The sequence below is a fragment of the Streptomyces sp. NPDC005794 genome (genome assembly GCF_042871445.1).
Taxonomy (GTDB): domain Bacteria; phylum Actinomycetota; class Actinomycetes; order Streptomycetales; family Streptomycetaceae; genus Streptomyces.
On the sequence record NZ_JBIAIN010000001.1, the window covers coordinates 353,592 to 375,792 of the forward strand.

Below are 22,201 nucleotides of genomic sequence, written 5' to 3' on the forward strand. Positions count from 1 at the left end.
CTGGTCTAGACCTTGACAGGTTCAGACCATCGGCGCTTGAGTGGTCGCACCCCCATGGCGGCGCACGCTCGGCGCGGGCGCCGCGCCGAAGGAGTGATCACGTGGCCAAACGTGTCATGAGCATGATCGCCGCGCTGGGCGCGGTCATCGCCACGCTCGTCTTTCTCCCCGCCTCCACGGCATCGGCCGCCGCCTGCGCCCCGGCCTGGAGCGCCTCCTCCGTCTACACGGGCGGCGGATCCGCTTCGTACGGCGGGCACAACTGGTCCGCGAAGTGGTGGACCCAGAACGAGCGGCCCGGCACGGCCGACGTCTGGGCCGATCAGGGCAGCTGCGGCTCCGGCGGCGGCACGGACCCGGGGGAGCCGAACCCCTCGGGCTTCGTCGTGAGTGAGTCCCAGTTCAACCAGATGTTCCCGGGCCGGAATTCCTTCTACACCTACAGCGGCCTCACCGCGGCCCTGAGTGCCTATCCCGGTTTCGCCGGCACCGGCAGCGACACGGTCAAGAAGCAGGAGGCGGCGGCGTTCCTCGCCAACGTCAGCCATGAGACCGGCGGCCTGGTGCACATCGTGGAGCAGAACACCGCGAACTACCCGCACTACTGCGACACCAGCCAGCCCTACGGCTGCCCGGCCGGACAGGCGGCCTACTACGGACGCGGTCCGATCCAGCTCAGCTGGAACTTCAACTACAAGGCCGCCGGTGACGCGCTCGGCATCGACCTGCTCGGCAACCCCTGGCAGGTGGAACAGAACGCGGCCGTGGCCTGGAAGACCGGCCTCTGGTACTGGAACACCCAGTCGGGTCCCGGCACCATGACGCCGCACGACGCCATCGTCAACGGCGCGGGCTTCGGCGAGACCATCCGGTCCATCAACGGCAGCATCGAGTGCAACGGCGGCAACCCCGCCCAGGTCCAGAGCCGCATCGACAAGTACCAGGCGTTCGTCCAGATCCTGGGCACCACACCCGGCTCGAACCTGAGCTGCTGAACCCGGCCCCACCCCAGGGAGAAGGGGGCGCGTCCGGCCACGGCCGGACGCGCCCCCGACTCGTTCTCCGGGACGGGCGGTTGGCAGGATCACCCCCCATGAACACGGACAGCGCCGGCACCCCGCCCACGACCGTCGAGGCCCGCCTCGCCCTGATCGACAGTGCCCTCAGCCTGCCCTTCCCGGCGGGGGAGGAGAGGGAGGACAGCGGCGGACGCAGCAGCGGCCCCGGACACCACCTGCTGATCCTGCGGGCCAGCCGGGACTTCTGGGACGACCGGTCCCCCGAGCTCGGCGAAGCCGCCGAGCAGGAGATCGAGGCCGAATTCAGCCTCCTGGCCACCGCGTTGAGCGAGCGCTGGGGCGAGCCGGAGACCGTCGACCTCTGGCCGTATCTGGAGCGGGACGAGGAGGGCGCGGACGTCGCTCCGGAACCGCTGGGGCAGCTCTGCGGCCTGGCGGGCAGCATGCAGGTCTGGCGTGTGCCCGGGGGTACGCGCTGGCTCGGTCTCGCGGTGGGGCAGGCCGATCCGGAGTTCCCGATCTGGCTGCTCGCCGCCGTGGGGGAGGCGGCGACGCTCCCGGGGTGAGCGGTGCTCCGTGCTCCGCGCGGCGGCTACGTGCGCCGAGGGCTCGCGCTCTGCCGCGCCGGCTACGCGTGCGTCGAGGATTCGCGCGCCGCGGGCCGACGACAGCGACCACCCCCGTGAGCCGCTGCCGCCGTGCCGTGCGGACGTCCCCCGACGTCCTCGGGCCCCGGATCCGGGACGCTCCGACGTCCCCCGACGTTCCCTGAACGTCCCGGAACACGCTGGGGACTCTAGGGGGGCGGGGCGGCGGGCCGGGAGATTCAATTCGCACGGTGTGGCCCCCGACGGGTATCAAACCGCACAGCCGGACCGGTACTCTGCACTCCGGTTTCAGGGAGGGGCGGAGGACACGTGCGTGCGCGGGAACGGGCGGACGACGTCCTGCTGATGTACCGGCTGGCGCGGACCGGCGGATCGCCGGAACTGCTGCGCAGGCTGGCCCGGCGGGCGGAGGGCTGGGCCGGGATCATGGACGGGGACGGTACGGTGCTCCAGGCCGTGGCCGGGAACATCCGGTGGCCGGGCCACGAGGCGGCCGGTCTCGCAGCCCGGGCGGTGCGGGAGCTGACGGCACGGGGCGCCGGGGCGTACTCCCTCGACACCGACGAGTGCGTAGCGCTGCTGCTCCCCCTCGACCGGGTGCCCGGGAGACCGGGCCCGGTCCTCGCGCTCGTCGCACCCAAGCCGCTGCCCGACGCGCTGAGCACACTGATGGCCGACGCGGTGATGCCGCTGGCCCTGTCCTGGGCGTCGGAGAACGTCGAACGCAAGCGGCGCCGGGTGGACCTCGCGGAGTCCCGGGGCCGCGAGGCCGTGCTGCACCTGCTGATGACGGGCCAGCTCTCCATCGCCCACCAAGTGGCGGGCGCCCTGCGGCCGAAGCTCCCCGACCCCGTACGCGTCTGCGTCGTCGAGTGTGCCGGAGGGCAGCGGGACGAGGTGGCCCGGATCTGCACGGACGTCTCCGGCGGCCGGACCTGGATCGTGCGCTGCCCGGTCTACGCCCGTCATCTGATCCTGATCGTGCCGGCGGACGAAGAAGCGGAAGCGGAGGGGCCTTCGGCCGGCCGCACGCTCGGCCTCGCCGTCGCCGGACTCGTGGACGACTGCGTCGTGGGCGTCAGCGAGGAAGTACGGCTCCCCGACACGGCGATCGCCTACCAGCAGGCTTTCCACGCCCTCGCCGTCGCCCGCGTCCTTCCCGGACGCCATGCCAGATTCGGCGCCGCCCCGGAGCCCGCGCTGCTCGTCGGCGCCGCCGGGGCGCGATGGGCGGACGCCCTCCTCGCGCCCCTCCTCACGCATCTGCCGCGCCGCTCGCAGGACCCGGGCAGCCAGGAGCTGTCGGCGACCGTCGCGTCCTGGCTCGCGTTCTCCTCCCACGCCACCCAGCACCTGAAGATCCACCGCAACACCCTGGCCGCGCGGCTGAAGCTCGTCGGCGAACTCCTCGGCCTGGACCTGAACCGGGTCGCGGACCAGGCGACCGTCGACCTGGCCCTCCGGATCAGGGCCACCCCGGCGCTCCACCGACCCCGCGCGAAGGGCCCCACGCCGTCCGAGGACCTCGACGCCGTCCTGCGCGCCCCCGGTGTCCGGGACTGGGCCCTCCAGCAGCTCCGGCTCATCGCCCAGGCCGGTCCCATGGGCGAGGAGACCCTGCGGACGTGGCTGCGCTGCGAAGCCCAACTGAGCCCGGCCGCCGCCGAACTGGGCATCTCCGTGCCCGGCGCGCGCAAGCGCCTCACCCGGCTCGAGGCTCTGTTGTGCCGTTCGCTGCTCCAGACGCCGAGCGCGCGGTACGACCTGTGGCTCGCCTTCCGGGCGGTGGACCTCGCGGCGTGAGCCGAACCGCCCGCAGCCCCGCAGCCCGTGCCGCTCAGCCCGTCTTCGTGTACGTCAGGCTCTTGCCGGTCGCCGTGATCTCGCGGTGCAGGGTGCCGTCGGGCAGCAGTGTCAGGGCGGTGGGCTCCCCCGGGGTGCACGAGGACATCGGCTCGCCCTCCGTGACCCGGGAGGGCCCGATGCGGACGGGCCCCTCGGAGGAGGGCTCGCCCTCCAGGTCGGCCTGGAACACGCAGCGGTACGTGCCGCCCGTGTCGAGCGGGCCCTCGGCGGTGAGGGACAGCACGGTGTCGCCCACCTCGCCCTGCTGGACGACGAGTCGGCGGGTGGATGATCCGCCGCCGTCGACGATCCCGGACCAGGTGCCCAGGAAGCCGGACGGGACGGCGCCGTCGGGACTGGATCCGTCCGCGGTGGAGCCGGCGCCGCCCGGGGACGCCGTGGGGCCGCCGTCCCCGTTCCGCATGAAGGCGTAGACCCCCCAGCCCGCTCCCACCGCGACGAGCAGCGCGACGGCGACCAGCAGCAGGACGGGGCCCGCCCCACGGCGGCGCTCGGGCGCGGGCGCGGCGGAACGGGCCGCGGACGGGCCGTACGGGGGAGTGGGCCCGTAGCCGTATCCCTGGGCGGGGCCGGACTGTTGCGGGAAGCCGTACGAGGGCGGCGGGGTCCGCCGCCGCGCCGGTGCGGGCGGGCCGACCGAGGTGGGGAGCCCGTGCACCGCGCCGGGAGGCCGTACGGGTGCGGGAGGCGCGGGCCGGGCGGGCGCGGGCTGTTCCGTGGAGGTCCGGGGGCTCTCCGCACGGCCCCGGCCGTCCTCCTCCGGGTCCTCGGAATCCAGCAGCTGCACGGCGTGCCGGCCCAGCTCGGCGATCAGCGCACCCGGCAGCCACGGCTCCGCCGTGTCCGTATCGCCCAGCCGCTCCAGGACGGTGTCCGTGGAGGGCCGCGCGGCCGGGTCCTTCGCCAGGCAGTCCCGGATCAGTCCGAACAGGTCGACGGGTACCCCGGTGAGGTCCGGATCCTCCTGGGCGATACGGAACATCAGCGCGTGGATCCCGCTGTCCGGCGCACCGAACGGCATCCGGCCGGTCGCCGCGTACGCCAGCACGGAGCCGAGGCAGAACACGTCGCACGCGGTCGTCACACGCTCGCCCCGCACCTGCTCGGGCGCCATGAACCCGGGCGAGCCGATCATCGCGCCGGTACGGGTGAGACCGCCGTCGGTGTCGGCCTCCAGAGCCCGGGCGATACCGAAGTCGATCACCCGGGGGCCGTCGATCGTCAACAGGACGTTGGACGGTTTCAGGTCGCGGTGGATCAGCCCGGCACGGTGGATGTCCTGAAGCGCCCCCGCGAGTCCGGTACCCAGAACGCGGACGGAGCGCCCAGGGAGCGGACCGAACGCCCCGGAGTCGGACACCGGAGCACCCGGACGCCCCGAGACGACGCGGTGGAGCGAGGGCCCGGCGACGTAACCGGTGGCCACCCACGGCACCGCGGCGTCCACACCGGCGTCGAGCACCGGAGCGGTCCACGAACCGCCGACCCGCCGGGCGGCCTGCACCTCCGCCCGGAAACGGTCGCGGAAATGCTGCTGTGCGGCGAGCTCGGAGCGGACCAGTTTGATGGCGACGGTGCGGCCCCGGTCCGAGCGGGCCAGGAACACCCGGCCCATTCCGCCGGCGCCGAGGCGGCCCAACAGGCGGTAGGTGCCGATGCGTTGCGGATCGCCGGAGCCCAGCTTCTCCATGGTGCGCTTCCTCCCCCGTACGGCCGTTGCGGACCGTGGTCGAGAATAGCGGCGCGTGCCCCGGCGACGGCCCTCAGCCCGTGGAGGATTCCGGCTGCGCTGCGGTGGGGGACGTCAGGATGTCCATGGCGGCCGAGAGCCGCTCCAGCACCTGGACGGTACGGGCGAACTCCTCCTCGCCCAGCTCCTGGGCCAGCCGCTCGGCGAACTCCCTGTGGGCAGGGTCGATGCGGCTCACCGCGGCCCGGCCCTCCGCGCTGGGCCGGAGCAGCTTGGCCCGCCGGTGGGCCGGGTTCGCGACGTACTCGGCAAGGCCCTGGTCCACCAGCAGATCGGCGATCCGCTGCACGCTCTGCCGGGTGACACCCATCGCGCGGGCGATCCCCGACACGGGGAGCGGCTCGGTCAGGACCGCGCCGAGGACCTGCCACCGGGCCGCCGTGAGGCCGACGGGACCGGCCAGTTCCTCGGCCACGGACAGGAACCGGCCGTTGAGCCGGAACACCCCGATCGCGGTGCGGCTGAAGCGACCGGGGTTCTCGGTGCTCCCGGGGGGCCCGGCGTTCTCCGCGCTCATCCTTCGAGCACCTCGTAGGCGCTCGCGTCCGAGTCGTGGAAGAGCCGGTACCAGGCGTCCAGCTTCTTCGGCTCGAACACCCCGAGCAGGCCGAGGATCTCGCGCCCGAAGGCGACCGGCTCGGTCGGCCCCGCCGTGACGAGAGCGCCGCGCGACGCCCCGCCGGGGTCGGTCACCGCGTCGGCCTCCGCGTAGTGCGCGCCGCCCCCGTAACCGGTGGCGGCGAGATAGAACGACACCGCGCTCGTGTGGGTGCGGTCGTCGAGCAGCCCTTCGCGGGCCAGCCCCGCGGTCGCCCCGCAGATGGCCGCCACAGGCACTCCGGCGTCGAGGAAGGCCCGCGCCGTACGGGCGAAGGGGGCGAGCGTGTCGCCGGTGTCCCACAGGGAGGCGCCGGTGAGGATCAGCAGCGCGCTGTCGCCGGGGTCCAGCTCGCCGAGCGCGAGGTCGGGCCGGACGCGCATCCCGCCCATGGTGGTGACGGGTGCGGTGGTGAGACCGACGGTGCGCACGGTGTGGCCGTGCTGGGTGAGCTGGGCGGTGGCGAAGCCCGGCTCCCAGTCGGCGAAGGTGTCGTAGACGGCCAGATGGACGGTCGTGCCGGTCATGATGACCTCCGGTGGCGCAACACGGGATCCTAGGACAGAAGGCTGTCATGGTGGCAGTATGCTGTCAATTGGTTCGCCCGGTTCCGGGCCGGACCCGACACCCTGCCGAGCCGGGCGGCCCGCGCTGTACACAGTGGCCATGGAGGACGGCCGGGCCGCCGCCTAGGCTCGCCGCATGAGCCCCGATGCCCCTCGCCCCCCGTACGTCGACTCCGCGGCGGGCGCGGCCGTGAAGGCCGCCGACCGCGCGCACGTGTTCCACTCCTGGTCCGCCCAGGGCCTGATCGACCCGCTCGCCGTCGCCGGCGCCGAGGGGGCGTACTTCTGGGACTACGACGGAAACCGCTACCTGGACTTCACCAGCGGTCTCGTCTTCACCAACATCGGCTACCAGCACCCCGCCGTCGTCGCCGCGATCCAGGAACAGGCCGCGAAACTCACCACGTTCGCCCCCGCGTTCGCCATCGAGGCGCGCTCCGAGGCGGCCCGCCTGATCGCCGGGCGCACCCCCGGCGACCTGGACAAGATCTTCTTCACCAACGGCGGCGCCGAGGCCGTCGAGAACGCCGTACGGATGGCCCGGGTGCACACCGGACGCCAGAAGGTGCTCTCCGCCTACCGCTCGTACCACGGAGCCACCGCCACCGCGATCAACCTCACCGGGGACCCCCGCCGCTGGGCCTCCGACAACGGTTCGGCGGGTGTCGTCCGCTTCTGGGCGCCGTTCCTCTACCGCTCGCCCTTCTACGCGCAGACGGAGGCAGAGGAGTGCGCCCGCGCGCTCCAGCACCTGGAGGACACGCTCGCCTTCGAGGGCCCGGCGACCGTCGCCGCCGTCGTCCTGGAGACGATCCCCGGCACTGCGGGCATCATGACGCCGCCTCCCGGCTATCTCGCCGGGGTCCGCGAGATCTGCGACAGGTACGGGATCGTGTTCGTGCTGGACGAGGTGATGGCCGGCTTCGGGCGCACCGGGAAGTGGTTCGCCGCCGACCATCACGACGTCGTGCCGGACCTGATGACGTTCGCGAAGGGCGTCAACTCCGGTTACGTGCCGCTCGGCGGCGTCGCCATCAGCGCCGAGATCGCCGCCACGTTCGAGACCCGCCCCTACCCCGGCGGACTCACCTACTCCGGTCACCCGCTGGCCTGTGCCGCCGCCGTCGCCACGATCAAGGTCATGGAGGAGGAGAAGACCGTCGAGAGCGCCGCACACCTCGGAGAGCACATCCTCGGCCCCGGCCTGCGCGCGCTCGCCGAGCGCCACCCGTCCGTCGGCGAGGTGCGGGGACTCGGCGCGTTCTGGGCGCTGGAGCTGGTCCGCGACAGGGCGACCCGCGAGCCGCTGGTCCCGTACAACGCGACCGGCGAGGCCAACGCCCCGATGGCGGCCTTCGGCGCGGCCTGCAGGAAGAACGGCCTCTGGCCCTTCATCAACATGAACCGCACCCACGTCGTCCCCGCCTGCAACATCACCGAGGCCGAGGCGAAGGAGGGCCTCGCGGCCCTGGACGCGGCCCTCTCGGTCGCCGACGAGCACACCGTGTAGGCGGCGCCGGACGCGACGCACTCCCCCGTGCCCGGAACTGGGCACACGCCCTGGCTTATGGTGACCCAAGCCGAGAACGGGAGGGGGCGTCATGGGTGCGAGCGGAGGGGTGACCCGCAGTACGCTGCGGCAGCAGATCGCCGACGCACTGCGTGACGAGGTGCTCGCGGGGCGTCTGCGGCCACGGGTCGAGTTCACCGTCAAGCAGATCGCCGAGCAGTACGGGGTGTCCGCGACGCCGGTCCGCGAGGCACTCGTCGACCTCGCCGCGCAGGGACTGCTCGAGTCCGACCAGCACCGCGGTTTCCGGGTCCGCGAATACACCGTCGCCGACTACCGGTCGATGGTGGAGGCGTGTGCCCTGGTCATCGACGGGGTGTTCCGGGGGATCTTCGACGGGACCGGTTCGGCGCCCGCCGTGATCGGCGCCCATCAGACCGCCCTCGTCTCCGTACGCCGCCGGGCGGAGGAGGCCGCACGGGCCGCCCGCAGCGGCGACCTCGACATCCTCATCGGCTACGACCTGCGGTTCTGGCGGGAACTCGGCGCGGTCATCGGCAACACCTACATCAACGAGTTCCTCCAGCGGCTGCGCATGCAGGTGTGGGCGTTCGCCGTCCCGTACCTGCGCGGGGACGCCGACGTGTGCGACTGGCTGTGGAACGGACACCAGGAGCTGGTGGCGGCGATCACGGCCGCCGACGGGCCCGCCGTACGCGCGGTGCTGGACGGCCACTACGCGCACGGGCTGAGCTGGGCGGACCGGCTGGCCGCCGGGAACCCCCCGCACCCCGGCCACGGCTGAGCCGTCCCCGGTCGTTCCGGCCGAGGTCCGGCCCGCGCACTGTGCGCGGGGTCCCCGTCGCATTACGCTGTTCCGACCATCGCACGAACCCGTTGGAGAGCGAGACTTCGTGGCCTGTGACCTGTGGCTGGTCCCCCTCGTCGATGTGCTGTGCCACAGCCCCGACAACCCGTTCGCCGAAGAGATCGCCGTCTACGACAAGGCGTTGACCGAGGCGGGGCTGCCGCCCGTGCCCGTCTACGCCTACATGCCGGGACTCACCGGGGACGTCGCCCCGGTGGCCGGATTCGACTACGACGCCCTGCACTTCCTGCGCCGCGCCTATCTGCTCCAGCTGAGCGGTCTCGCCGTCACACCCGTCGACGCCCTGGGCGGGGACTACGAGCAGTTGCTGGAGATGTTCGAGCAGAGCGCGCAGGAGTCGCACCTGGTCTGGCACTACGACCACTCCGGAGCGTACGTTCCGGTGGACTTCTCCCGTCCGCTCTCCGGCGACCAGCTCCTGGAAGGCGGCGGCCCGTTGGGCTCCTCCCACGGGCTGCTGCGGGAGCTGGAGTTCGTCGCCCCGTCCCTCGGCATCGACCCGGCCAACCCGCCGGCAGCCCCTCTCCCGCCCGCCGGCCCGACCTCGCTGGAGGAACCGGCCGCCCCGGTCCCGTACGACGAGCACCCCTTCGCCCGGGAGCGGCACGTCTGGCTGGGCCTGCACGCGGCGGCCACCCGCAGCCTCGCGCAGGGCTCGATGATCATCTTCAGCTGACCCCGCGTCGGCCGGCCGGCGGCCGTCCCGCTCGTGCGGCGGGGCGGCCACCGGATTCAGCGGGGCGGCTCCGGCGGGCGCTGGCGCGGCATGTTCGGCCGGGTCACCGCCGGCATGGTGAGCCGGCCGGGTGCTGCCCCGGGCTCGGGGCGGCCGCCGGGTCCGCCCGACACCAGTGACTGCATCCCCATGGGCGCGGGCCCGGCCCGGAACTCCACCATCCAGTCCGCCGTCTCCATGCGGACCAGCTCGGTGATGTCCTCCGAGAACCGGCGCAGCACCCCCAGGCACCGCTCCGCGGCCTCGCTGGCGGTGCCCTCCGTCGGTCCGAGCACCTCCCGGACGCACTCGGAGGACCAGTCGAACTGCAGCACCTGCAGGCGCCGCTGTACGGCCTGTGCCGTCGCGAGATTCCTTATCCAGCCGGAGGTCAGGCCGAAGTACCGGTCGCACGCCATGCACGCGGCGCCCAGCAGCAGCGACAGGTAGCCCCAGCCGGCCGACCCGTGCAGCTGCCCGGTCAGATCGAGCAGCGGGAGGGCCGCGCCCGCGACCACTCCCGCCGCCGTGCCGAGCCGGAGCAGTCTGGCCGTGCGCCGCTTGCGGACCCGGTCACGCAGATACCAGTCGGCGGTCTCCAGGGCGCCGGCCTCGACCCATCGGTAGAGCTCGTCGAGCCGTTCGGCGGGTTCGCCCCAGTCCCCGAGGGGGAAGGCGCGGCCGGTCAGGTCCCGAGGGCTCGAACCGTAGCGCGAACCGGACCGTTCGGTTCCGGTGCCTGCACCGGATCCCGCGCCGGACTCCTTGCGGGGCGGCCCTTCGGGCTGCATCTCCGGCTGACTCACCGGGGCACTCCTCTGCACTCTGCGTTCGGCGCGTATCGACGCGGATCGGCATGGTTTCGGTCACGGAAGGGGCGGGTACCGGCAGGTGTCCGGATCCCCCGCCCCTGTAACTCTGCGTTACCCTCGCGGTGCGCAGGGGTACGGGTACGCATGCCCTTCCTACCGCCGAATGGTGGGCCGCGGGGTCGGAATCGCGGGATTCCCGGATGGGCACGGCTTCTGGTCAGGTATAGGAGCACGGCAGGGACTTCTCGGAACTCACCCGAAAGAGTTGGTCCCCGGCGGGTGGGGCGTGGCGTCCGGTGAACACGTAGGCTCGGCGTACCGAAACATCTGTCGTCGAAATGCCAGGAGTGACCGTGATTCCCGGTGGTGGCCAGCCCAACATGCAGCAGCTGCTCCAGCAGGCCCAGAAGATGCAGCAGGATCTTGCCGTGGCCCAGGAGGAGCTGGCCAGGACCGAGGTCGAGGGACAGGCGGGCGGTGGTCTCGTGAAGGCCACCGTGACCGGGTCCGGAGAGCTCCGCGGCCTGGTGATCGATCCCGGCGCGGTGGACCCGGAGGACACCGAGACGCTCGCCGATCTCGTGGTCGCCGCTGTCCAGGCGGCGAACGAGAACGCGCAGCAGCTCCAGCAGCAGAAGCTCGGCCCGCTGGCCCAGGGTCTCGGCGGCATGCCGGGTCTTCCGTTCTGACCCCTGTAGCTACCCAGGCGTACCGGATACGGTGCGAGCAGGAAAAGGAAAGGCGTTCCGTTGTACGAAGGCGTGGTTCAGGAGCTGATCGACGAGCTGGGCAGGCTGCCGGGCGTCGGTCCCAAGAGCGCGCAGCGGATCGCCTTCCACATCCTGCAGGCCGAGCCCACCGACGTACGCCGGCTCGCACACGCCCTTCTCGAGGTCAAGGACAAGGTCCGCTTCTGCGAGATCTGCGGCAACGTCGCCCAGCAGGAGCAGTGCGGCATCTGCCGGGACGCGCGCCGTGACCGGACGGTCATCTGCGTGGTCGAGGAGCCCAAGGACGTCGTGGCGATCGAGCGGACCCGTGAATTCCGGGGCCGCTACCACGTGCTCGGCGGTGCGATCAGCCCGATCGAGGGCGTCGGCCCCGACGATCTGCGCATCAGGGAGCTGCTGGCCCGGCTCGCCGACGGCTCCATCACGGAGCTGATCCTGGCGACGGACCCCAATCTGGAGGGCGAGGCCACCGCGACGTACCTGGCCCGGATGGTCAAGCCGATGGGCCTGCGGGTCACGCGGCTGGCCAGCGGACTGCCCGTGGGCGGCGACCTCGAGTACGCGGACGAGGTCACCCTCGGCCGTGCCTTCGAGGGAAGGCGGCTGCTCGATGTGTGACCCGGAGTCCGGCCGTGGCTTCCTGCGCGGCGGCGCTATGTTCTACCCACCGTTCGCAACCGTGCCCACGGGAGGTCCCCTCGATGTCTGACGCCACGCTGAACTCCGTCACGCAGGATCCGGACGACTTCGCCGTCCAGATCGCGGACCAGATCAAGACCTTCATCGTCGCGGTCACCGAGGTCTCCAAGGCCGAGGAGCCCGAGGAGGCCGTCCCGGTCCTGCTCCTCCAGGTCTCCCAGCTCCTGCTGGCCGGCGGGAGGCTCGGCGCGTACGAGGACATCCTCCCGGACGAGCGCTACGAGCCGGACCTGGGCGCCGAACCGGACGCCGACGGTCTGCGTGAGCGCTTCGCGGAGCTCCTGGAGCCCATCGACGTCTACTCCGAGGTCTTCGACCCGTACGAGCCCCGCAAGCCCCCCGTGCCCCACCGCATCTCCGACGATCTGGCCGACCTGGTCACGGACCTCGGCCACGGCCTCGCGCACTACGAGGCGGACCGCACGGCGGAGGCCATGTGGTGGTGGCAGTTCTCGTACTTCTCCAACTGGGGCTCCACCGCGTCGGCGGCCCTGCGCGCGCTCCAGTCGCTGATCGCCCACATCCGGCTGAACCAGCCGCTCCAGGAGCTCGACGGCCTGGACACGGACCAGGACCCGGGCGAAGGGGATCTGGCCGAGGAGGCGGGGCGTGTGATGGCCGAGGAGATCGCGGGACCGCTGGGCCTGCGGCCGGTCCTGTAGCGGCCCGCTCCGGGGCGTGCAGGGCTTCCGCGGCCTCTGCTCCTGCTGTGTCCTGGGACACAAAGAGGCGTGCGGGACGGGGAAGCGGGCAACAGCCCGGTACGAGCAGTTCGGATCGCCGGGCGGTACCAGGTGGTGGGCGGGACATCTCACCATCCGGTATCGATGGGTCGATTCCGGACTGCTCGTTAAACTGAGCCGACCGCACCATTATTGAGCGAGGAGCGCACGTGGGCCTTGTCGTGCAGAAGTACGGAGGCTCCTCCGTAGCCGATGCCGAAGGCATCAAGCGTGTTGCCAAGCGAGTCGTCGACGCCAAGAAGAACGGCAACCAGGTGGTTGTCGTGGTGTCCGCGATGGGCGACACGACGGACGAGTTGATCGATCTCGCCGAGCAGGTATCCCCGATGCCTGCCGGGCGTGAGTTCGACATGCTGCTGACCGCCGGAGAGCGGATCTCCATGGCCCTGCTGGCGATGGCGATCAAGAACCTGGGCCACGAGGCCCAGTCGTTCACGGGCAGCCAGGCCGGTGTCATCACCGACTCGGTCCACAACAAAGCGCGCATCATCGATGTCACGCCGGGCCGTATCCGGACCTCCATCGACGAGGGCAACATCGCCATCGTCGCCGGGTTCCAGGGTGTGAGCCAGGAGGGCAAGAACATCACGACCCTCGGTCGCGGCGGCTCGGACACGACCGCCGTCGCGCTGGCCGCCGCGCTGGACGCGGAGGTCTGTGAGATCTACACCGATGTGGACGGTGTCTTCACCGCCGACCCCCGGGTCGTGAAGAAGGCCCGGAAGATCGACTGGATCTCCTTCGAGGACATGCTGGAGCTGGCGGCGTCCGGCTCCAAGGTGCTGCTGCACCGCTGCGTCGAGTACGCACGCCGTTACAACATCCCGATCCATGTCCGCTCGTCCTTCTCCGGACTGCGCGGCACCTGGGTCAGCAACGAGCCGCAAGGGGACCAGCAGGTGGAGCACGCCATCATCTCCGGAGTCGCCCACGACGTCTCCGAGGCCAAGGTCACGGTCGTCGGCGTACCCGACAAGCCGGGTGAGGCCGCCGCGATCTTCCGCGCCATCGCGGACGCCGAGATCAACATGGACATGGTGGTGCAGAACGTCTCCGCCGCCTCGACCGGTCTCACGGACATCACGTTCACCCTGCCCAAGGCGGAGGGCCGCAAGGCCATCGACGCCCTGGAGCGCAACCGTGCCGGCATAGGCTTCGAGTCGCTGCGCTACGACGACCAGATCGCCAAGATCTCCCTCGTCGGCGCGGGCATGAAGACCAACCCCGGCGTCACCGCGGGCTTCTTCGAGGCGCTGTCGAACGTCGGTGTGAACATCGAGCTCATCTCGACGTCCGAGATCCGCATCTCCGTGGTCACCCGTGTCGACGACGTCAACGAGGCCGTGCGCGCCGTGCACACCGCCTTCGGCCTCGACAGCGACTCCGACGAGGCCGTCGTCTACGGGGGCACCGGCCGATGACAGGACGCCGCCCTTCGCTCGCGGTCGTCGGTGCGACCGGGGCGATCGGCGGCGTCATGCTCCAGATCCTTTCGCAGCACGAGGACGTCTGGGGCGAGGTCAGACTGATCGCCTCCCCGCGCGCGGCCGGCACCAAGCTGGTCGTACGTGGTGAGGAGAGCGAGGTCCTCGCGCTTTCCGAGGACGTGTTCGACGGGGTGGACGTCGCCCTGTTCCTGCTGCCGGACGAGGTGTCCGCGCAGTGGGGGCCGGTCGCCGCCGCCAAGGGTGCCGTGGTCGTGGACGACTCGGCGGCCTTCCGCCTGGACGACGACGTGCCCCTGGTCGTCCCCGAGATCAATCCCCATGCCGCGCGGCTGAGGCCGCGCGGCATCGTCGCGTCCCCGAACTGCACGACACTGTCGCTGATCGTCGCGGTCGGCGCGCTGCACGCGGAGTTCGGGCTGCGGGAGCTGATCGTCTCGTCCTACCAGGCGGTGAGCGGTGCGGGCCGGGACGGTGTCGCCGTGCTCCGCGAGCAGCTCGCCCTGGTGGCGGGAACGGAGCTGGGCACACGCCCCGGGGACGTACGGCGGGCGCTGGGCGACGGGGACAAGAGCCCGTTCGCCGCCCCGGTGGCCCTCAACGTGGTGCCGTGGGCCGGGACCGACGCCGGGGACGGATGGTCGTCCGAGGAGCTGGCGATCCGCGAGGAGTGCCGGAAGGTCCTGGGCCTGCCGGGCCTGAAGGTGACGGCGACCTGTGTGTACGTACCCGTCGTCGCGACGCACTCCATGTCCGTGCACGCCCGCTTCGAGAACGAGGTGTCCGTGGCCCGGGCGCACGAGGTCCTGGCGACCGCGCCGGGGGTGGTGCTCTTCGACAGTCCGGCGGCCGGCGACTTCCCCACGCCGTCCGACGTGGTGGGCACCGACCCGACCTGGGTGGGCAGGGTGCGGCAGTCGATGGACGATCCACAGGCCATCGAGATGTTCGTCTGCGGCGATAATCTCCGAAAAGGCGCGGCTCTCAATGTGGCCCAGATCGCCGAGTCGGTGGCCGGAGAATTTCCTCGTACCTGATCGAACTTGTTTTGTAGGATCTGTGTGCGCCCTGTGGGTAAGTTGCCAGTCTCTACCTCTTGAGCTGGGGCGTTGCCATGTCCGACGATGATTTCCTGGTCTCCGCAACCGCTGGGCGGATGCGACGCGTCTATGTCGTCACTTCTTGCGTGGCTGGATCTGTTTACGGGGCATTTGGGGAAGAGCAGGTACGAATGAGGGCATGTCGCACAGCATCGAACGCGGTGCCGTACGCGTACAACCCTGACGGGGGGAAGCTTGTCCAACTGGCGTGGCAGAGGTTCTCGACATCACAGTGGTGGGCCCGTTGCGAGGCGCTTCGGTGCGTCCGCTCCGGCGGCCCCGCGCACCCGGCGGTATGCCGGTGATTGCGCCCATGCCCGCTGCGCGCCCCGCCCGGCTGCCCTCGCAGCGCGAGGGCGCTGAGGAGACGGTGGCGGCAGGAACGACGGTCGACCATCTCACCGAGACCTACCGCGCCCACTACCGGTCGCTGCTGGGCCTCGCGGCACTCCTGCTGGACGACACGGCGTCCTGCGAGGACGTCGTGCAGGAGGCGTTCATCCGGGTGCACTCGGCGCGGAACCGGGTGCGCGATCCGGAGAAGACGCTCGCGTATCTCCGCCAGACCGTGGTCAACCTGTCCCGCTCCGCGCTGCGTCGGCGCATCCTCGGGCTGAAGCTCCTCTCCAAGCCGATGCCCGACATGGCGAGCGCGGAGGAGGGCGCGTACGACCAACTGGAGCGGGACGCGCTGATCAAGGCGATGAAGGGGCTTCAGCGTCGCCAGCGCGAGGTGCTGGTGCTCCGCTATTTCTCGGACATGACGGAGGCCCAGGTCGCGGAGACGCTGGGGATATCGCTCGGTTCGGTGAAGGCGTACGGCTCCCGGGGCATCGCGGCACTGCGTGTCGTGATGGAGGCGCAGGCATGAGCGGGCGCGAGCACAGGCACGACGATGACCGGACTGGAAACGGAATTGTGAACCAAGGGCCGGAGGACATCCCGCACACCGATCCGGAGCAGGACGGTGAACGGAAGCAGGACGCCGAGGCGGTCGACGGCGCGGAAACCGCCGCAGGGCCCGCCGCCCCGGACGCGGCTGCGGGCGGTGACGACGCGGGCGGTGACGATGCGGGCGGTGACGGCGCGGCTGGTGACGGCGCGGCCGGTCGTGGCTCGGGCGGTCATGACGCCGGGGTCGGCGGTGGCGGCACGCTGACCGCGCTCTTCGGCGGCGGCGGAGAAGGAAGCGGCGGCGGAGACGGCGGTGCCTCCGGAGGCTCCGGCGACCTCTTCGGCTCCGGTGGTGAAGGCAAGGACGAGGACGCGCTGCGCCGCATGCTGCAGGACGCCGTCCAGGGTCTCGAGCCCTCCGACGGCACCCTCGGCCATCTGCACCGCGCGGTGCCCGCCCGTCGCGCCCGGCGGCGCCAGGGCGTGGTGGGCGCCGCGGCCGCGGCACTGCTGATCGGGACGGCGGTACCCGCTTTCGTCCATGTGGCGAATTCGGACGGCTCGGCCACCGCGAACCCCGCCATCGCCGGCCACGGCCAGCAGGCCCAGGGAGGCAGCGGTGAGGACGCCGGTGCCGAATCCGACGGCGGACGGACGGCAGGCCCGGCGGACCGTCAGAACGAGGGAGCCGAGGGCGAGACCGACAACTCCATGACCCCGACGCGGGGGTCGGGCCCGGATGCCGAGAAGAGCGGGTCCGCGGGCCCGGACGCCCCCCCGGGCTCCGCCGCGGCGGCCCGCACGGCCTGCGAGCCCGACCAGCTCGGGGTCGCCTCCGCCGACGCGGGTGCGGCCGGCGCGGACGGCACGGTGTACGGGACCTTCAGGATCGCCAACGTCTCGGGTGACGTCTGCTCGGTCACCAGTAACGGCACGGTCGGCTTCGAGGCGGCGGGCGCCGCCGACCCGCTGAAGATCACCGTGGTGCAGCACACCGCGGGCGACCCGGCGGCCGGGCTGCCCGATCCGTCCCTCGAGCCGGGGACCGTGCTTCTGAAGCCGACGATGACGTACGAGGTGCGCTTCGCATGGGTGCCGTCGGACACCTGTCCGACCACCGGCAGTTCGCCCAGCCCGACGCCCACGGACGGTGACGGGGGCGGCGGCGGAGGCGGCGGCGCAGCCGAGGGCACGGATGCTGCGGCGGGGACGACGGACACCGCGGCGCAGTTCGGCAGTGCGGACGAGGGCCCGGCGGACGGCAGCATCGCGGTCACGCACACCCCGGAGGCGGGTGCGCCGACCGCGGCGACCACGATCGCCAACGCGTGTGCCGGCACGATCTACCGCACGGGCGTACTGGACGCCTCGTAGCAAGGATCCGGATCCGGCTACGCGACGGATCCGGACCGCTGTCATGGGCAGGGGCCCTCCGGAACTCTCAGGTTCCGGAGGGCCCCTGCCCATGACAGCTGCGTCCCCGTCGCGGGGATCGACCCGTCAGTCGGCGTCGGCCGCGAGCCCCAGCTGCACGTCGCGGGCGGCCTCCGCCTCGCGGCGCACCAGCCGGAACCACATGAAGAGCACGAAGCCGCCGAAGACGAACCACTCGCCGGTGTAGCCGAGGTTCTGGAAGGCCTTCAGATCGAGCCCGCTGCCCTGCGCGGCCGCCGCGGGCACAGGCTTCATCCCGCCGCCCGTGCCGCCCGCCTCCGGCTCGGGGAGGGTCACCCAGGCGTCGTACACGTCGTACGGGACGAGGTTCACCAGGGACGCCGCGCTGATCATGCCGAGCTGGCCCTCGGGAAGCCCGCCACTGAGGTCGACGCCGGTGGTGCCGCTGTTCTCGGAGGCCTGCAGATCGCCGGTCACGGTGACCTGGCCGGCCGGCGCCGGGGGAACCTCGGTGCTTCCCGGGGTGCCCGCCAGCCAGCCCCGTACGACGGGCAGTGCCTTGCCGCCGTCGGTGCGCAGCAGATCCAGCACGTAGAAGCCGTCACGGTCGTCCAGCGTGCGGCCGGGGACCAGGAACTGGTCGGCGTACGTCCCCGTCGCCACGGCTGGGCGTCCTGAGGTCTCCGTGCTCACGGGGAGCAGCTCGTCGAGCGGCTCAGGGGAGCGGGTGCCCGGATCGGGGCGCTCCTCAGCCTCCTCGTGCGTCTGCACGCGGTCCTCGAAACGGCCGAGCTGCCACGTGCCCATGAACACACAGAACGGGATGGCCAGCACGACGAAGAGGTTGATCCCCCACCACCGCGGGGTCAGCAGGAACCGGTACACCCCTCCACGGTACGGTTCCCCGCTCCGGGCCCCCGGGGCGGGGTGCACCATTTATCCGGACCTTATGCCGTCGGCCGTTCCGTCCCTCGCTCTTTCACCCGTCCTTCCTCCCGGCCCCCGCCCTCTGCCCGTCCGAGGTGGCGCAGCGCGAAGTCCAGCTCCAGCCGCACCTGCTTGATCCGCTCCTCCACGACCAGCGAGCCGTGCCCCGCGTCGTAGCGGTACACCTCGTGGACGGCGCCACGGGCCGCGAGGCGGTCCACGTAGTTCTCCACCTGCCGGATCGGGCAGCGCGGATCGTTGACGCCGGCGGAGATGTAGACCGGGGCGCGCACGGCGTCCACATAGGTCAGCGGGGACGAGGCCTCGAAGCGCTCGGGCACCTCCTCCGGTGTCCCGCCCAGCAGCGTGCGGTCCATCGCCTTCAGCGCTTCCATCTCGTCGTGATAGGCGGTCACGTAGTCGGCGACGGGGACCGCCGCCAGCCCGAGGGCCCAGACATCCGGCTGCGTACCGAGCCCGAGCAGGGTCAGATAGCCACCCCACGAGCCACCGGCCAGCACCAGCCGCTCGGGATCAGCGAGCCCTGACTTCACCGCCCACTCCCGGACGGCCGCGATGTCCTCCAGCTCGATCAGCCCGACCCGGTGTTTGAGCGCGTCCGTCCAGGCGCGGCCGTAGCCCGTGGAACCGCGGTAGTTGACCCGCACGACGGCGAAACCGTGGTCCACCCACGCGGCGGGCCCCGACGCGAAGGCGTCGCTGTCGTGCCAGGTGGGGCCCCCGTGAATCTCGAAGACCGTGGGGAACGGGCCGTCACCGGTGGCCGGGGTCTGCACCAGGGCGTGGACGCGCCCGCCGGGGCCGTCGACCCAGGCGTCCCGCACCGGCACCGAGGCCGGTGCCTTCGCACCCGGTGGGTCGAGCACGACGGAGCCCGTCGTGGACCGCACGGCCGGCGGCTGGGCGGCCGACGACCACAGATACTCCACGGTGCCGTCCGGACGGGCCGTGGCGCCCGAGACCGTCCCGGAGGGCGTCTCGACCCGCACCGGTCCCGCGGCGCCCGGTTCGTACCGCCACAGCTCGCTGCGGGCCTCGAAGCTGTGCTCGATCAGCAACGCGGACCCGTCCGGATACCACTCCGCGCCCACGTCGCCGGGCAGATCGACCGGCAGGTCCGTCTGCGTCCCCGCCACCGGGTCCCAGATCATCGGCTCCCACCGGCCGCGTCGCTGATGCCCGATCAGCAGCCGGGTGTCGCCGGTCACCGGGGCGAAGCCCAGTACCGACAGGCCCAGCTCCTTCGTGCCGCCCTCGGTGTCGTCCAGCTCGGCGACCGTCGATCCGTCGGGGCGCACCACCCGCAGAGCGGAGTGCATCGCGTCGCCGTGCTCCGTGTGCTCCAGGGCGATCAGCGTCCCGTCGTGGGAGAGGTCACCGACCCCGGCGGACTCCCGGTGCCGGTAGATCTCGACCGGCTCCGCCCCGGCGCGCACCAGATGGACGGTCGTGCCGTCCTCGTCCGTCGAGCGGCCGACCACCGCCGAGCCGTCACGGCCGATCGCGAGCCCGGCCGGGTAGGAGGGCTCCAGACCGGGCGTGGCCGGCTCGTCCGCACCACCGTCGAAGGGCTGCCGCATCCACACGCCGAACTCGTCGCCGTCGGTGTCGGCGAACCACCAGACAGCCCCGCCGTCCGGCGTCAGGGCCCCGTCGGTCGTCCCGTTGGGCCGGTCCGTGACCTGGCGCTGCTTCCCGGTCGCCCGGTCCCACGCGTACAGCTCGTACGTCCCGGTGGCGTTGGAGACGAAGAGCGCGCGGTCGGGGGCGTCCTCGGCCCAGTCGGGCAGGGACACCCGCGCGGCGCGGAACCGCTGCTCCCACCGCGGCGGTTCCTGCTCCCGCTCCGATACGGACGCGTCGTTCTGTGTGTCGCTCATGACCCCCATCAAACCCGATGGGGCCCACCACCGGGCAGCCTGTGGATAACTGTTCGCACGCACGCCCAGCCTGTGGGTAACTTTCCCGGCATGTACTCACCGACGCCCGAGGACTGGCACGAGGCCAACCGCGCACGCTGGGACGAACGCGTGGCCATCCACGCGGCCAGTGCCTACTACGACCTGGATGCCTTCCGGGCGGGCAAGGACTCCCTGCGCGAGTTCGAGCTCACGGAGGTCGGTGACGTGACGGGCCGGACACTGCTGCATCTGCAGTGCCACATCGGCCTGGACACCCTGTCGTGGGCCCGCCACGGTGCCGCCCAGGTCGTCGGCCTCGACTTCTCCGAGCCCGCAGTCGAGACCGCCCGGGGCCTGGCCCGTTCACTGGGTCTGCCGCCGGACCGGGCCGCGTTCGTCGCGTCCGATGTGTACGACGCCGCCCAGGCTGTACCGGACTCCGCGTACGACATCGTCTACACCGGTCTCGGCGCGCTGAACTGGCTCCCGGATGTACGGCGCTGGGCGGAGGTCGCGGCCTCGCTGGTCGCGCCCGGAGGGTTCCTCTACCTGGCGGAGTTCCATCCCCTGACCGACTGTCTGGACGACGAGACCGGTTCGACGGTCGCGTACGACTACTTCAGCCCCGATGCCTGGGTGGACGAGTCGCCGGGCACCTACGCCGACTTCGACGCCGCCACCGTCCACAACCGCAGCGTGGAGTGGCAGCACCCCGTGGGCGAGGTCGTCTCGGCGCTGGCGGCGGCCGGGCTGCGGATCGAGTTCCTGCACGAACACGATGCCTCGCTCTTCGCCCGCTACCCGGCGCTGGTGCGGCACGCGGACGGCTACTACCGCTTCCCGGCCGATCGCCCCCGCATCCCGATGATGTACTCGGTCAAGGCGACGCGCCCTGCCGGTGGTTGACCAGCAGGTGGGCCCGCCCGGCGGCGGGCCCACCTGACGCGGGCTACGCCACCGAGTCGAAGGCCGGCAGATAGCCGTTGGACTGCCCGATGGCCTTGGGGTGGTACGAGTTGGTGACCGGGACGGTCACGCTGTGGATCCACGCGTCACCCGAGCAGAGCTCGTGCCCGGTGAATTCGTCCACCACGCTGGAGTACGTGAACCCGGCGTCGGCCGCCCGCTTGGCGAGCACCCCGTTCAGCACGTCCGACGCGTTGTTGATCGCTCCGCGCTCGGTCTCCGTGAGGCCGGCGACGCAGGAGCCCGACAGCTTGTAGAACCGCGGGTAGCCCAGCACCACCACCTGGGCCTGCGGAGCGCGCGCCCGGATGCCCCCGTAGAGGGAGTCGAGGCTGCCGGGCAGCGAGTTCTGCATCTGGGAGACCGCGGTGTTCACGCGGTTCACGCAGGTGGCCTCGCTCTGCAGGACGCACGTCTGCATGACGTCCGCGAAGCCGACGTCGTTGCCGCCGGCCGTGACGCTCACGAGCGTGGTCGACGAGTTCAGCGCGCCCAGCTGGCCGCTGGACACGGAGGCCGTCGTCGCACCCGAGCAGGCGACGAACGCGAACGACGACGGGGCGTTCGCGTTCCTCCAGAGGTAGGGGTAGGCGTTGGTGCTGCGCTTGCAGTCGCCGCTCTCCGAGGTGTAGCTCCCGGCGCCGACTCCGGAGGAGTAGGAGTCACCGAGAGCGACGTAGTTCTCGCCGGCGGCGGACGCCGGTTGCGCCAAGCCGAGTGTGGCCACGGCGGCGAGCGCGAGAGCGGAGAGGGATGCCCGGAAGGTTCGTACTGACATGGCTGCCAGCCCTTCGAAATGTGGGGGACGAGTGGGGAGTTCGTGGGGCGAGCACGTTTGTAGCAGCTCCCGGTACTCGGCGGTAATGGCCCGCGGGAAAGTCGTCTGATATGCCCGAAGGATCGTTCGGTTGGCGATGCTCCGCGCGTAGATAAACCTCCGACAGGCCCTCGAAATGGTGAAGTTACGGATGTCTCCGACACCCCTGGCGACTCCTCTGAGTCATCTCCTGGGGAGCGGTGTCTGTTCGAACGGCAGCCGCTTCCTG

At 71.7% G+C, this 22,201-nt stretch carries 21 protein-coding genes; 14 read left to right on the top strand and 7 right to left on the bottom strand.

The window, feature by feature from the left end; genetic code table 11:
• The first annotated feature begins 101 nt into the window (after positions 1 to 101).
• The 3 genes from ACFYQ5_RS01665 to ACFYQ5_RS01675 all read left to right on the top strand — a co-directional run bounded on the left by ACFYQ5_RS01665 (position 102) and on the right by ACFYQ5_RS01675 (position 3,430).
• Positions 102 to 995: a glycoside hydrolase family 19 protein gene (locus ACFYQ5_RS01665; protein ID WP_389191521.1), complete on the top strand. Its 894-nt coding sequence runs from the start codon at positions 102 to 104 to the stop codon at positions 993 to 995.
• A 98-nt stretch (positions 996 to 1,093) separates the two neighbouring features.
• Positions 1,094 to 1,585 (top strand): hypothetical protein, encoded by a 492-nt coding sequence (locus ACFYQ5_RS01670; protein WP_389191524.1) that lies wholly within the window; start codon positions 1,094 to 1,096, stop codon positions 1,583 to 1,585.
• Between the two features lie 387 nt (positions 1,586 to 1,972).
• Entirely contained in the window at positions 1,973 to 3,430 is a 1,458-nt protein-coding gene (locus tag ACFYQ5_RS01675; RefSeq protein WP_389191953.1) for a helix-turn-helix domain-containing protein, read from the top strand.
• A gap of 34 nt (positions 3,431 to 3,464) precedes the next feature.
• Here ACFYQ5_RS01675 and ACFYQ5_RS01680 read toward each other — a convergent pair whose 3' ends face one another.
• The 3 genes from ACFYQ5_RS01680 to ACFYQ5_RS01690 form a co-directional block, all read right to left on the bottom strand.
• A complete protein-coding gene (locus tag ACFYQ5_RS01680; RefSeq protein WP_389191528.1) occupies positions 3,465 to 5,183 on the bottom strand; it encodes a serine/threonine-protein kinase in 1,719 nt (572 codons plus the stop codon).
• Positions 5,184 to 5,256: 73 nt separating this feature from the next.
• Positions 5,257 to 5,760, bottom strand: coding sequence for a MarR family winged helix-turn-helix transcriptional regulator (locus ACFYQ5_RS01685; protein WP_389191531.1), 504 nt, complete (start codon positions 5,758 to 5,760; stop codon positions 5,257 to 5,259).
• Positions 5,757 to 6,368 carry a DJ-1/PfpI family protein gene (locus ACFYQ5_RS01690; protein ID WP_389191533.1) on the bottom strand — a complete coding sequence of 204 codons (612 nt, stop codon included), beginning with the start codon at positions 6,366 to 6,368 and terminating at the stop codon, positions 5,757 to 5,759. The genes ACFYQ5_RS01685 and ACFYQ5_RS01690 overlap by 4 nt, the downstream gene beginning before the upstream one ends.
• Positions 6,369 to 6,543: 175 nt before the next feature.
• Here ACFYQ5_RS01690 and ACFYQ5_RS01695 point away from each other — a divergent pair, with 175 nt between their 5' ends.
• The 3 genes from ACFYQ5_RS01695 (at position 6,544) to ACFYQ5_RS01705 (ending at position 9,482) form a co-directional block, all read left to right on the top strand.
• Positions 6,544 to 7,917: an aspartate aminotransferase family protein gene (locus ACFYQ5_RS01695; RefSeq protein WP_389191536.1), complete on the top strand. Its 1,374-nt coding sequence runs from the start codon at positions 6,544 to 6,546 to the stop codon at positions 7,915 to 7,917.
• 91 nt (positions 7,918 to 8,008) lie between these two features.
• Positions 8,009 to 8,722 (top strand): GntR family transcriptional regulator, encoded by a 714-nt coding sequence (locus ACFYQ5_RS01700; protein WP_389191538.1) that lies wholly within the window; start codon positions 8,009 to 8,011, stop codon positions 8,720 to 8,722.
• 109 nt (positions 8,723 to 8,831) lie between these two features.
• Positions 8,832 to 9,482, top strand: coding sequence for a hypothetical protein (locus tag ACFYQ5_RS01705; protein ID WP_389191541.1), 651 nt, complete (start codon positions 8,832 to 8,834; stop codon positions 9,480 to 9,482).
• A gap of 56 nt (positions 9,483 to 9,538) precedes the next feature.
• Here ACFYQ5_RS01705 and ACFYQ5_RS01710 read toward each other — a convergent pair whose 3' ends face one another.
• On the bottom strand, positions 9,539 to 10,327 hold the full coding sequence (locus tag ACFYQ5_RS01710) for an SLATT domain-containing protein (RefSeq protein WP_389191544.1): 789 nt from the start codon (positions 10,325 to 10,327) through the stop codon (positions 9,539 to 9,541).
• 359 nt (positions 10,328 to 10,686) lie between these two features.
• Here ACFYQ5_RS01710 and ACFYQ5_RS01715 point away from each other — a divergent pair, with 359 nt between their 5' ends.
• From ACFYQ5_RS01715 to ACFYQ5_RS01745, 7 genes are all read left to right on the top strand, one after another.
• On the top strand, positions 10,687 to 11,022 hold the full coding sequence (locus ACFYQ5_RS01715; protein ID WP_362546522.1) for a YbaB/EbfC family nucleoid-associated protein: 336 nt from the start codon (positions 10,687 to 10,689) through the stop codon (positions 11,020 to 11,022).
• Positions 11,023 to 11,082: 60 nt separating this feature from the next.
• On the top strand, positions 11,083 to 11,682 hold the full coding sequence (recR, locus tag ACFYQ5_RS01720; RefSeq protein ID WP_031090791.1) for a recombination mediator RecR: 600 nt from the start codon (positions 11,083 to 11,085) through the stop codon (positions 11,680 to 11,682).
• Positions 11,683 to 11,765: 83 nt separating this feature from the next.
• Positions 11,766 to 12,425, top strand: coding sequence for a DUF5063 domain-containing protein (locus ACFYQ5_RS01725; protein WP_389191546.1), 660 nt, complete (start codon positions 11,766 to 11,768; stop codon positions 12,423 to 12,425).
• A gap of 230 nt (positions 12,426 to 12,655) precedes the next feature.
• Entirely contained in the window at positions 12,656 to 13,927 is a 1,272-nt protein-coding gene (locus ACFYQ5_RS01730; RefSeq protein WP_359476845.1) for an aspartate kinase, read from the top strand.
• Positions 13,924 to 14,988, top strand: coding sequence for an aspartate-semialdehyde dehydrogenase (locus tag ACFYQ5_RS01735; RefSeq protein ID WP_389191549.1), 1,065 nt, complete (start codon positions 13,924 to 13,926; stop codon positions 14,986 to 14,988). The genes ACFYQ5_RS01730 and ACFYQ5_RS01735 overlap by 4 nt, the downstream gene beginning before the upstream one ends.
• A 358-nt stretch (positions 14,989 to 15,346) precedes the next feature.
• The gene (locus tag ACFYQ5_RS01740; RefSeq protein ID WP_389191551.1) at positions 15,347 to 15,922 is read left to right on the top strand and encodes a SigE family RNA polymerase sigma factor; all 576 of its coding nucleotides are present in this window, start codon (positions 15,347 to 15,349) and stop codon (positions 15,920 to 15,922) included.
• Positions 15,919 to 17,319 carry a hypothetical protein gene (locus ACFYQ5_RS01745; protein ID WP_389191554.1) on the top strand — a complete coding sequence of 467 codons (1,401 nt, stop codon included), beginning with the start codon at positions 15,919 to 15,921 and terminating at the stop codon, positions 17,317 to 17,319. Before ACFYQ5_RS01740 ends, ACFYQ5_RS01745 begins: the two co-directional genes overlap by 4 nt.
• A 126-nt stretch (positions 17,320 to 17,445) precedes the next feature.
• Here the strand turns inward: ACFYQ5_RS01745 and ACFYQ5_RS01750 are convergent, their stop codons facing one another.
• Positions 17,446 to 18,225 (bottom strand): SURF1 family protein, encoded by a 780-nt coding sequence (locus tag ACFYQ5_RS01750; RefSeq protein ID WP_389191557.1) that lies wholly within the window; start codon positions 18,223 to 18,225, stop codon positions 17,446 to 17,448.
• 62 nt (positions 18,226 to 18,287) lie between these two features.
• A complete protein-coding gene (locus ACFYQ5_RS01755) occupies positions 18,288 to 20,168 on the bottom strand; it encodes a S9 family peptidase (protein WP_389191560.1) in 1,881 nt (626 codons plus the stop codon).
• A 90-nt stretch (positions 20,169 to 20,258) separates the two neighbouring features.
• On the opposite strand from ACFYQ5_RS01755, the gene ACFYQ5_RS01760 reads away from it, so the two are divergent.
• Positions 20,259 to 21,095 carry a class I SAM-dependent methyltransferase gene (locus tag ACFYQ5_RS01760; protein WP_389191563.1) on the top strand — a complete coding sequence of 279 codons (837 nt, stop codon included), beginning with the start codon at positions 20,259 to 20,261 and terminating at the stop codon, positions 21,093 to 21,095.
• 43 nt (positions 21,096 to 21,138) lie between these two features.
• On the opposite strand, the gene ACFYQ5_RS01765 is transcribed toward ACFYQ5_RS01760, so the two are convergent.
• Complete coding sequence (locus ACFYQ5_RS01765) at positions 21,139 to 21,933, bottom strand: SGNH/GDSL hydrolase family protein (protein WP_389191566.1); 795 nt, start codon at positions 21,931 to 21,933, stop codon at positions 21,139 to 21,141.
• Positions 21,934 to 22,201 lie beyond the last annotated feature (268 nt).